The sequence below is a fragment of the Flavobacterium sp. LK-23 genome (assembly GCF_058135255.1).
The window spans coordinates 45,681-57,298 of the sequence record NZ_JBYUVT010000028.1; the positions used below are offsets into that span (position 1 = coordinate 45,681).

Genomic DNA, 11,618 nt, shown 5'->3' on the forward strand with positions numbered 1-11,618 from the left:
TCACAATTAACATTTTTTTAAACACTTTTCTTCAATAAAGGGCTTAGATTTGCAAAAATACAACTCTTGTAATAGATTGAATTACAGAATTTTAAAATAATGTTATATGATTGTAAAAAAATTATCATTAGTGGTTTCCGCTTTCTTTTCTTTAGCTGTCTGTGCACAGGAAACGGCAAAGACAGATGTAGAACTGAAGCCAGAGGTTAAGCTTTCATATTTAGATTCTATTAAAAGTACATTCAAGAAAGATCATTTAGCTACAAAAGTAGACAGTCTTTGGATGAACGAATTGGTAAGTCTAGATATTTATGATGATCTGACCAAAGACATTCAAACCATTAACAAAGATGTTACTGTTGATGAAGAACTCCCAACCGAATTGCTAAAACAGCGTTTGGCGGCGATGAATCAGAAATCACCTTTTGAGATAGAATACAATCAAGGTTTAGAAAATATAATAAAGTCATTTCTTAAGAACCGTAAAAAATCGTTTTCTCGATTAATGGCTTTATCAGAATATTATTTCCCAATGTTCGAGGATGCTTTTGCCAAACAAAACGTTCCTTTGGAAATAAAATATTTAGCCGTTGTAGAATCTGCTTTAAATCCTAAAGCAGTTTCTAAAATGGGCGCAACGGGACTTTGGCAGTTTATGTACGGAACCGGAAAACAATACGCTTTAAAAATCGATTCTTATATCGACGAAAGAAGTGATCCTCTTAAAGCTACAGCAGCAGCTTCAGAATACATGACCAAAATGTTCAATATTTTTGGCGACTGGGAACTGGTTTTAGCCTCTTACAACTCAGGTCCAGGAAATGTTACTAAAGCAATTCGTCGTTCTGGAGGAAAAACAAAATACTGGGAGATTCGTAATTATCTTCCAAAAGAAACTCAAGGTTACGTTCCCGCTTTCTTAGCTACAATGTACCTTTTTGAATACCACAAAGAACACGGAATCAATCCGGAAAGAGCTGTGGTTAAAAACTTTGAAACAGATACTGTAGCAATCAAAAATCAAATGTCTTTCAAACAGATTGCCGATTTGTTAGACATGCCACAATCACAGATTCAGCTTTTAAATCCGTCATACAAAATGGGAGTAGTTCCATTTTATCAGGGAGAACAGCATTTTATCAGACTTCCGAAAGATAAAGTAGCAACCTTTGTATCAAACGAAGAGCAAATTTATGCTTACGTAAAACACAATACAGAATTTAGATCGACATCTTCTAGATTAGCTGTAAAATATGCTCCAAAAGCAAAACCTGCAACAGTTAAACCTGCTGCGATTGATAATGGAGATTTCGAATTTTATAAAGTTAGAAAAGGAGATAATTTAGGTGCAATCGCTTCTAAATATAATGTGAGCATTGGCGAGATTAAAAAATGGAATAATTTAAAAACAAATGCCGTTGCAATTGGCAGAAGTTTAAAAATTAAATCGGAAGAGCCAACGCCATCAGCTATTAAAGCAAATGCAATTGTAGATAAAAAAGAAGAAGCAATCGCAGCTGCTGAAAATAAAGAGAAAACAGCAGTCGATGTGGACTATGTTGTAGTAGCTGGAGACAATTTAGGTAGCATTGCAAAGAAATTCGGTACGACTATTGCGGAGTTAAAAGAACTTAACGATTTAACTTCAAATAACATTGGTTTAGGAAAAACACTTATTATTTCTAAAGCAGCAATAGTTATAGAAGAGCCGGCTTCAACAGCAATTGCATCAAACTCGGTTGATTCATTCAAGAAAAAAGCACCTTCTAAAAACGTTAGTGAAGATTATTACGTTAAAAAAGGAGATTCTTTATACAGCATTTCTAAAAAATATCCTGGAGTAACAATTTCTGATATTAAAAAATGGAATGATATTAAAGATGAAGATATTAAACCGGGAATGAAACTTAAAATAAACGGATAATAGAAAAATCTTATTAAATTTGGGTTTTATTTCATAAATTAAAAAAATGAATAAAACCCATTTTTTATTGCTATTAATTCCATTTTTCCTGACTTCTTGTTTCAAAAGTGAAAAACAAAGTGAAACAGTTTCTGGAAAGACCAATACCATTTCGGTCATTATTGATGATCAGTTGTGGTACGGAGAAGTAGGCGATAGTATTAGAAATAAATTTGCCTCACCTGTTCTTGGACTTACTCAAGAAGAGCCGCTTTTTACCATTAATCAATATCCTGCGAGATTGCTTGAAGGTTTTGTTACCGACAGCCGAAGTATCATTGTAGTCAAAAAAACAAACGCAGAGAAATTCGAAATTATTCGAAGCACAACCCTTCCTCACAATACCTTTCGCATTTACGGAAAATCGGTAGACGATATTATATGCAGTCTTGAACTGAACGCACCGCAAATAATCAAAATTATTCACGATGCCGAAATTCAGAAAATTCAAGAAGATAACAGTGCTTCCCTGTTAAATAAAGCCATCATAAAAAACAAATTCCACATCAATATTCAAATCCCGACAGGATATGAATACATGTTGCATAAAAAGAAATTCATTTGGCTTAAAAAGGAAATTATCAGTGGTAATACCAGTTTATTAATTTACCAGATTCCGCTATATAATTTCAAGAAGAAAAAAGACGTTGTAAATGCTATTGTCAAAATGCGTGATTCAATCGGTAAATACATTCAGGGACGTGAACCCAATACACAAATGATTACCAGCGAAGCTTACGCACCTTATTTCTCAAAAATAATGTTGGACAATAAAGAAGCCTTTGAAACAAAAGGAACATGGGAATTGAAAAATGATTTCATGACTGGACCATTTATCAATTATGCCATTATAGACCCAACTTTTAATCGCGTTTTGGTTATTGAAGGATTCTCTTATTCACCCTCACATCAAGAACGCGATCTAATGCTAGAACTTGAAGCCATTATTAAAACAGTCAGAATAGACAAACGATAGGTAGTTTTGTTTTTTGTTTCAAGTTTCAGGTTTCAGGTTTCAGGTTTAAAGTTTCAAGTTTCTTTGCGGTTCAATTCGTTCCGTTTGTCAACGTGAAACTTGAAACTTGAAACCTGAAACAAAAAATTTCGTACTTTTATTCATAACAAACATAAAAACAATTAGTTATGAAAAAATTAACCGCAACCTTAGCACTAATAACGCTGTGTTTTATTTCTTGTAAAAAAGAAGTGAAGGAAGAAGCCACACCTACAACAGCGACAGATTCTATTAAAACGGAAGAACCAGTTGCTGAAGCACCATTAGATTCTGCAGCGCAGATGAAAGCTTGGCAAGAATATGCAACACCTGGAAATCCGCATAAAATACTGGCCGATGAAGTTGGAACATGGAATTGTGATATGACATTTTGGTCGGATGCCAATGCAAAACCTGAAAAAGAAACTTGTGTAGCCGAAATCAAAATGATCTTAGGCGGACGCTTTCAAGAAGCAACTTACAAAGGAACTATGATGGGACAGCCATTTGATGGTAAAGGAACAGTAGGCTATAATAACGCGAGCAAAGAATACGTCTCCACATTTATTGATAATATGGGAACTGGAATGATGATTGGCAGAGGAAAGTATAATGAAAGTACTAAGAGTATAGATTACGACGGAGAAATGGCCGATCCCGTAACAGCAAAAAATACAAAGTACAGAGAAGTTTACACCATCGTAGATGCTAAAACCCGAAAAATGGAAATGTACGATACAAAAAACGGAACTGAATATAAAAGCATGGAAATCGTAATGACGAAAAAGTAGTTTTCTAGTTAGTTACAAAGAAGCAAAGGCGCAAAGACACAAAGATTTATTCTAGGAAATATAACTTTGTGTCTTTGCGATTTCTATAAGAAACTTTAGCACAGCTAAAAAAATATATAACTTAGCGCCTTCGCGCCTTTGTGGCAAAAACAAAGAAGAATGGAATTAAAATGGAAAATAAAGCCTTTTGAGGCGTTAATGGTTCATGAGTTATATGATTTGCTCAGATTGCGAAGTGAGATCTTTGTAGTCGAACAAAATTGCGTTTATTTAGACCTTGATGGCAAAGACAAGAAAGCATTGCATCTTATCGGTGAATTTGAAGGTAAAATAGTGGCCTATTCGCGCTTATTTGATGCGGGGATTAGTTTCGACAACGCTTCGATCGGAAGAGTCGTTGTAGATCAAAATTACAGAGACAAAAAATGGGGACACGAATTAATGCGAGAAGCTATAGCTCAAATTCAATCCAATTTTGGAAAAGATAAAATTACGATTGGAGCACAATTGTATTTGAAGAAATTCTACGAAAGCCACGGTTTTGTTCAAACAAGCGAAATGTATTTAGAAGATGATATTCCGCATATCGAGATGATTCGAGAATGATTAAAATGAAGTAAAAAATCCACAAGGATTTTTTAGAATATTCCAATAAGTAAAAAAAACTTAGAATCTTAGCATCTTAGCATCTTAGAAAAACTAAATTTTAGTAATCACAAACTCCACCCGCCGATCGTAAGTATCGCCTCGGCCTAAAGGATATCTATTGCCGCATCCAATATAGGTCATGCGGCTTTTGGATACTTTTTTAGACATTAGATAATGAAAAACAGTTTTGGCACGATTCCAAGAAAGTCTCCTTTCTTTAGTAGCTCTATCAATTCCGTCGCTGTAAATTTCGGGTGTACAGCAAACGTGTCCGCGTATTTCAAAATTTAAGTTTCGATGATCTTGAAGCGTTGTCGCAATTTTATCCAATTCTTTTTTAGAATTAGGAGTTAGTTTGGCACTTCCAATTTCAAATAAAATAGATTCCAGACAAACTTTATCGCCTACTTTTAACTTGTCTTTGAAAGAAGTGTGAATTCCTTTTCCGAAACTATTCTTTTTAACCACAATTAAGTCAACCCGCCGATTTCGGAGACGTGTTTCGTACAGATTTTCTATCGTATCTGCTTTTACGACAACACGCCCTTTTCCTTCCAGAATAACAATTTTACTTTGATTGAACCCTTTTTTGATCAACAGATCCTGAATCGTATTGGCCCGATTGTTTGACAATCTAAAGTTATACTCATCATTTCCGCGATCATCACAATAGCCATAAATCTGTATAGACTCTACTTTAGAAGTGTCTATGTTTTTTATAAAATTAGAAACCACACTGATTTGCTTTTCTGTCAAATCATACTTGTCGAATTCAAAATAAATAGTTTCAACAGGTTTTTGTTGTGCGTTTACTGTATAATATGAAAAAAGAATCAAGGCTAGAGTTATCTTCATTCACTACATTTTTAAAATCGTCTTATATTCTGTTTGGTTATTTAATACGCTAACTGCTCTTTTAATTTCAGAATTGTTTTTTAAATAATACTGATACAAACCTTCCTGATATTGGTATCTTTTAATCAATTCTTCCAAAATCATGTTTTTAATCTCTTTTTGGTTTTTATCTAGTAAAGTAGTTTCGCTTTTTTCTAAAGCATTTAACAATTGCTGATATTCGGCAGTAATGGTCTCGTCTATTTTTTCTTTTTTAGCTGCAGCTAAAGTATTTTTCAAAGCCACTTCAGTTTCTGTGTCAAAAGTGATTTTGTTAGTTTTTAGATATTGTTTGAAAGCAGTATAATCTGCATCGGTCAAAGTCGGAATCTTATCACCTAAATTTGGATTTTTGTAATAATATGTTGTTGCATAATCAAAAACACCATCATTTTTGATTAAAGCAGTAGCAATTGAGCTGGTTTTTGCTTCTTCCAATTCTATATCTGGTAAAACTCCTCCGCCATCATAAACGGTTCTGCCTTTTCTAGTTTTAAAAGCGTTATAGTTTTTGGCATCCGTTTTTTGCGCTACGCCATTTTTGTCTTTATGTGCATAATCCAAAGCCTGAATACATCTTCCTGAAGGCGTATAATATCTTGAAATGGTTACTTTTAATTGGGTTCCATAAGTTAAATCAACAGAACGCTGTACCAAACCTTTACCAAAACTTCTGCTTCCTAAAACAACTGCACGATCCAAATCCTGCAAAGCACCCGAAACAATTTCTGAAGCCGAAGCACTTCTTCCGTTTACTAAAATTGCCAAAGGAATTTCAGTATCAACTGGTTCTTTCTGTGTTTTATAAGTGTTGTTGTGTTTTTCAATTCTAGATTTAGTCGTAACAATTACTTCATTTTTCGGAACAAACAAATTGCAGATATCAATGGCTTCGTTTAATAAACCACCTGGATTTCCTCTTAAATCCAAAACAATTTGCTTGGCACCGTCGGCTTTTAGTTTTTCCAATGCGTCTTTCACTTCGGCAGAAGCTTTTCTGCTAAAATGCGCTAAAACAATATAACCCGTTTTATCATCTATTTTTCCGTAAAAAGGAACCGATTTAATATCTACTTCATCCAAAACCAAAACGGTAGTATTTGGTTTTCCTTGACGAAGGTATTTGATGTTGATTTTAGTGTTTTTTGTTCCTTTCAATAATTGAGAGGCATCATCTTTAAAATCAGCAATCAGAACATCGCCAATCTGAATAATTTCGTCACCAGCTTTAAGTCCCGCTTTATCGGCAGGATAATTTTTATAAGGTTCACGAACAATTAAGCGATCTTTTTTTCTCGAAATCAAAGCGCCAATTCCTGTATATTCTCCAGTATTGTTGATTTTAAAGTTTACAACATCTTGTTCGTTAAAATAAACCGTATACGGATCAAGACTGGCCAGCATACTTTTGATCGCTTTATCCATCAAATCTCCGGGATTGGTTTCGTCAACATAATTGGTGTTTACGGCTTTAAACAAAGTGGTGAAAATCTCAATTTGTTTGGCAATTTCAAAAAAGTCTTCTTTAAAACTGGTTCCAACAAACAACATTCCCGCCGCAGCGACTGGTATAATAAATTTCTTTTTGAAATACGGATACATGATTATTCTTTTTTTCTTCTTTTTAATCTTCTTCTTATAAAATAGGCAAATACAACAAATAATATTACAAACGGCCAAGCACTTAATAGTGAAATCAATAAATCAGATAAAGTATAGAATCCAGATTTAACAGCGTTCCAAAGTTTTGAACCGTAAGATATTTTAACGCCTTCTTTTTCGGCAATCGTTTTATAAAATTCTATTGTAATTGTGCTTTCAGAAACACGGCTTTCCAAATATTTTAGCTGTCCTTCTTTGGCTTCAATTTCTTCGCGGATAGTTGAAATCTGTTCTTCAATTTCTAAAATCTCACTGACTTTGTTCGCTTTCTTTAAAATTTCTAGATAACGTTCTTCCAGCTTTTTCTTGGTTTTTAATCTTGAAGTAAGATCAATATATTGTTCAGTAACATCTTCGGCAGATATGTTTTTGACCTCAAAGTAAGAAACACCTTTAGAAACGTCACTTATAAAACGGTCAAAATTCTGGCTTGGTACTTTTACAATAAGATTTCTAAAAACAGTTCCATAATCTTTTCCTTCAGAATCGTTAATAATTCGAGCTTTGTTACTTGAGACAGCTTTTTGAATTTGATTGAAAGTGTTTTCCAAATTATCGGTTTCAAATCGTAAAGTGGCTTCTTTTATGATTTTTTGTTCTGTTTTTTCTTTAACTGGCGGTGGTGGTTGTGGAGATGATGGATCTGCTTGTTTGTCATAAGCAACACTTTCTGCTTTTGCAGGAAGTTTTACTGATTGAATAGAGATTGCGCTTGTTTCTGGTTCGTAAGATTTACTACATCCAGAAAGAATCAAGAAAAAAACAAATAAAAAGAAAAGTTGACGCATAAAATTTCAATTTAGAGCTAAAACTACGATTTTTTTGTCTAACTTGATTAATAATCTTACGTTTTGAAATTTACGCTTCTGTTTTCGTATCAGAATCTTGAGGTTTATTGATTTGAGCTGCAAATTTTTCAAACAATTGAATCATTTTGGTGTTGATTTCTTCGTAAGATAAACGGTCTTTGGTCTGATAAAAAAGCATTATCGAATACGGCTGATCCAGATTATCTAAAAGTAAATGTTTGTTCAAACGATAGGTTTCTCTCAAAACTCTTTTGAAGTAATTTCGATCAACGGCTTTCTTGAAATATTTCTTAGAAACCGAAACGCCAATTTTGGTTTGTTCTTCTGAATTTTCTTCCGCTTGACGGTAAACCAAACGAAGCGGATATTTGGACACCGATTTTCCATTAGAAAATAGTAGTCCAATTGTCGTTTTGCTTTTTAAACGCTCGTTTTTAGGGTAAGTAAAGTTCATTTAATTCAGAAAAAATTTGCAAATTCTAGTGCAAAGGTACAATTAAACCATAAAAACAGTTATTGTTTTCAATTTTAATAAGTCTAAAAATATATTTACTACTTTTGCGCATTAATTTTTGAAGCATGGAAAAAATTATTTCTTATCCCATATCGGTAATTTACTATTTATTATTTGGTTTGTGTTTGGCTGTTTTTCACCCAATTCAGTGGATTTGTTTAAATGTTTTTGGCTACCAGGCTCACAAAAAAAGTGTTGATTATTTAAATTTCTGTCTCTTAAAATGTACTAATCTTGTCGGGACAAGATATACAATTGAGGGCGTGGACACGGTTCCGAAGGGTGTGCCAATTATTTTTGTGGCAAATCACCAAAGTATGTACGATATCGTGGCAATGATTTGGTACTTTAGACGTTTTCATTGTAAATTTGTAAGTAAGAAGGAGTTAGGAAGCGGAATTCCAAGTGTTTCTTTTAATTTGAAATACGGAGGATCTGTTTTAATTGACCGAAAAGACCCTAAACAAGCGATACCCGTTATTAAAGGCTTGTCTGAATATATCGAAAAAAATACAAGATCTGCCGTTATTTTCCCAGAAGGGACAAGAAGTAAAACGGGAGTACCAAAAGAATTTGCGCAAAGCGGTTTAAAAATTTTATGCAAATATGCACCATCTGCGTATGTTGTACCGGTAAGCATCAATAATTCTTGGAAAATGGTAAAGTTTGGTTTTTTTCCTGTTGGTTTAGGAAATCACCTGAAGTTTACTGCTCATAAAGCTTTGGCTGTTAAAGATTACAAGTTTGAAGAGCTAATGGAGATAACTGAAAAAGCAGTTAAAGAAGGAATAAATGAATATAAACAAGTTTAAGTTTTAGTCCGAGCTAAAACGTACAACTCAAATCTATAATAAGTAATGTCTATAAAAAACATTAGATTAGAAGTAATGCAGTTTTTGGAAAAAAACGTGGATAGCTTCGTTGAACAGTATTTAATTCCAGTGGAAAAAATTTGGCAGCCGTCGGATTTCTTACCAAATTCTCAAGGAGAAAACTTCTTTGAAGAGGTAAAAGAATTACGCGAGATTGCTAAAGAACTTCCGTACGATTTCTGGGTTACGCTTGTTGGTGATACTATCACTGAGGAAGCCTTGCCTACATATGAGTCATGGTTAATGGATGTTGAAGGAATAGATCAGCAAGAAGGAAATCAAGGAAACGGTTGGGCTAAGTGGGTAAAACAATGGACAGGAGAAGAAAACCGCCACGGAGATCTTTTAAATAAATACTTGTATTTGTCTGGTCGTGTGAATATGCGTGAAATCGAAATGACGACACAGCATTTGATCAACGACGGTTTTGATATTGGAACTGGAACTGACCCATACAAAAACTTTGTATATACTAGTTTTCAGGAATTAGCAACTTATGTTTCACACAATAGAGTAGCGCAGATCGCTAAGAAATTTGGCGATAACAAGTTGTCTAAAATGTGTAAAATGATTGCAGGAGATGAAATGCGTCACCACCACGCTTATAGCGAATTTGTTACTAGAATTTTCCAAGTGGATCCAAGCGAAATGATGTTGGCTTTTCAATACATGATGAAGCAGAAAATTGTTATGCCGGCTCACTTCTTGAGAGAATCTGGTCAAAAAATAAGTACAGCTTTTGAACAGTTTTCAGATTCAGCACAGCGTATTGGTGTTTACACTGCAAACGATTATGTTGAAATCATGCAGAAATTAATCAACAAATGGGAAATTGATAAAATTTCTAATTTGACTGATGAAGCAGAAAAAGCTCGTGATTACTTAATGAAATTGCCAGCTCGTATGGCGAAAATCTCTGAAAGAATTGTGATCCCACAAGAATCACATATCTTCAAATGGGTAGAACCTGCGAGACTTTAAAAAATTTTAGATTTTAGATTTTAGATTTTAGATTGGAATTTAAAAAATTTGGAATTTAAAAACGCAACATCGTTGCTTTAAAATATATTTGTTGGTTGTTGGAGATTTAAAATCTTTGACAATCAACATTTTTTATTAACTGTAAAAACCTCTATATGAGCGATTCACAACTGATTATTAAAACCATTGCTTTTGTTAAAGAAAAACTAAATGATGCCGAAGGCGGACATGATTGGTTTCATATTGAGAGAGTTTATAAGAACGCAATTTTGATTGCCAGAGAAACAGAGTGCGATCTTACAGTGGTGCAATTGGGTGCTTTATTGCATGATATTGCCGATAGTAAATTTCATAACGGAGACGAAACAATCGGGCCAAAAACAGCAAGAGCGTTTTTAGAGAAAGAAAATGTTGCTGAGGATACAATTGCCCATGTTGTCAAAATCATTGAAAATATCTCTTATAAAGGCGGAAATTTCGAAAGAAAGTTTTCTTCTGTCGAATTGGATATTGTTCAAGATGCTGATCGTCTTGACGCAATTGGTGCAATTGGTGTTGCAAGAGCATTTAATTATGGAGGATTTAAGAACAGAGCTTTGTATAATCCGGAAATTGAGCCGTTGACCAATATGACAAAAGAGGAGTATAAAAAGAACAATGCTCCAACCATTAATCATTTTTACGAAAAGCTTTTACTGCTTAAAGACAAAATGAATACCGAAAAAGGAAAAGAAATCGCTGCAGAAAGACATCGTTTTATGGAAACTTTTCTAGCTCAGTTTTATGCCGAGTGGGAAGGGTTGAAATAGAAATTACATTCAGATTATTAATATAAAAACGGCTCTACATTACAGCCGTTTTTTATTTTGTGATAAGGTATATCAGAAGCTTTAAAGGATTATAATCGGGATTTTAAAAAGCACATTATTACAAAAGCGCATAAAAAACCAATTGAAAACCATAGTATCCTAGTTATGTTAATGTTTCTGATCATTTCCCTTTTTTCAAACCTAGTCATTTCAAATGTATTTTTAATAATTCAAAAATAATTTTACTTAAGGTGCTATGGTGCCTTGAAAAGCTTTTAAAACATTATAATAAGGCATTTTTTAATCATAGTTTTCGCTTTAAGTCAAAGTTACAGTCTATATTCTTAATTAGATAAAATCGATAAAAAATTAATGATGATGTTTCATTATAAAATAAGTAATAATTGTTGCACATAAAAAACCTATTGCAAACCACAGTAATCGGGCAACTCTGTTGTCTCGTATTACTTCCATTCTATCTTCTGGTGTCATTTTTTAATAAATTTAGAAGACAAAAATAGTTTTAGAAAATATACTAATAAGCTATTGCAGGTTTTTAAAACAACAGAATAAGACATTTTCACTCATAAAAAAAGCCATTCAAAAATAGACTGCACCCAAAAGTTTAGACAAATTTATAATTAAGTTTGATAATAATGAGCTCGATATTGTATCGGGCTC

Annotated in this window: 11 protein-coding genes; 7 read left to right on the forward strand and 4 right to left on the reverse strand. The window is 33.5% G+C overall.

From position 1 onward, the window contains the following. Positions 1 to 106: 106 nt before the first annotated feature. The 4 genes from AC3Y25_RS23615 (at position 107) to AC3Y25_RS23630 (ending at position 4,354) form a co-directional block, all read left to right on the forward strand. Complete coding sequence (locus tag AC3Y25_RS23615; protein WP_489904445.1) at positions 107 to 1,924, forward strand: lytic transglycosylase domain-containing protein; 1,818 nt, start codon at positions 107 to 109, stop codon at positions 1,922 to 1,924. 46 nt (positions 1,925 to 1,970) lie between these two features. Continuing rightward, positions 1,971 to 2,939 carry a DUF4837 family protein gene (locus AC3Y25_RS23620; RefSeq protein ID WP_379795116.1) on the forward strand — a complete coding sequence of 323 codons (969 nt, stop codon included), beginning with the start codon at positions 1,971 to 1,973 and terminating at the stop codon, positions 2,937 to 2,939. A 167-nt stretch (positions 2,940 to 3,106) separates the two neighbouring features. After that, positions 3,107 to 3,748 carry a DUF1579 domain-containing protein gene (locus tag AC3Y25_RS23625; RefSeq protein WP_489904446.1) on the forward strand — a complete coding sequence of 214 codons (642 nt, stop codon included), beginning with the start codon at positions 3,107 to 3,109 and terminating at the stop codon, positions 3,746 to 3,748. Positions 3,749 to 3,907: 159 nt separating this feature from the next. Next, positions 3,908 to 4,354, forward strand: a complete 447-nt coding sequence (locus AC3Y25_RS23630) for a GNAT family N-acetyltransferase (protein WP_489904447.1) — start codon at positions 3,908 to 3,910, stop codon at positions 4,352 to 4,354. A gap of 93 nt (positions 4,355 to 4,447) precedes the next feature. Here the strand turns inward: AC3Y25_RS23630 and AC3Y25_RS23635 are convergent, their stop codons facing one another. The 4 genes from AC3Y25_RS23635 to rnpA all read right to left on the reverse strand — a co-directional run bounded on the left by AC3Y25_RS23635 (position 4,448) and on the right by rnpA (position 8,215). Further along, entirely contained in the window at positions 4,448 to 5,251 is an 804-nt protein-coding gene (locus tag AC3Y25_RS23635; protein WP_250834683.1) for an OmpA family protein, read from the reverse strand. 3 nt (positions 5,252 to 5,254) lie between these two features. Beyond that, complete coding sequence (locus tag AC3Y25_RS23640) at positions 5,255 to 6,892, reverse strand: S41 family peptidase (RefSeq protein ID WP_489904448.1); 1,638 nt, start codon at positions 6,890 to 6,892, stop codon at positions 5,255 to 5,257. Between the two features lie 2 nt (positions 6,893 to 6,894). Continuing rightward, entirely contained in the window at positions 6,895 to 7,740 is an 846-nt protein-coding gene (locus AC3Y25_RS23645; protein ID WP_489904449.1) for a DUF4349 domain-containing protein, read from the reverse strand. Positions 7,741 to 7,810: 70 nt separating this feature from the next. Continuing rightward, positions 7,811 to 8,215, reverse strand: coding sequence for a ribonuclease P protein component (gene rnpA, locus AC3Y25_RS23650; RefSeq protein ID WP_427875650.1), 405 nt, complete (start codon positions 8,213 to 8,215; stop codon positions 7,811 to 7,813). A 125-nt stretch (positions 8,216 to 8,340) separates the two neighbouring features. Here rnpA and AC3Y25_RS23655 point away from each other — a divergent pair, with 125 nt between their 5' ends. From AC3Y25_RS23655 to AC3Y25_RS23665, 3 genes are all read left to right on the forward strand, one after another. After that, the gene (locus tag AC3Y25_RS23655) at positions 8,341 to 9,087 is read left to right on the forward strand and encodes a lysophospholipid acyltransferase family protein (RefSeq protein WP_201999254.1); all 747 of its coding nucleotides are present in this window, start codon (positions 8,341 to 8,343) and stop codon (positions 9,085 to 9,087) included. Positions 9,088 to 9,132: 45 nt separating this feature from the next. Next, positions 9,133 to 10,128 carry an acyl-ACP desaturase gene (locus AC3Y25_RS23660; protein WP_489904450.1) on the forward strand — a complete coding sequence of 332 codons (996 nt, stop codon included), beginning with the start codon at positions 9,133 to 9,135 and terminating at the stop codon, positions 10,126 to 10,128. Positions 10,129 to 10,283: 155 nt separating this feature from the next. After that, a complete protein-coding gene (locus tag AC3Y25_RS23665) occupies positions 10,284 to 10,937 on the forward strand; it encodes an HD domain-containing protein (protein ID WP_489904451.1) in 654 nt (217 codons plus the stop codon). The last annotated feature ends 681 nt before the right edge of the window (positions 10,938 to 11,618 follow it).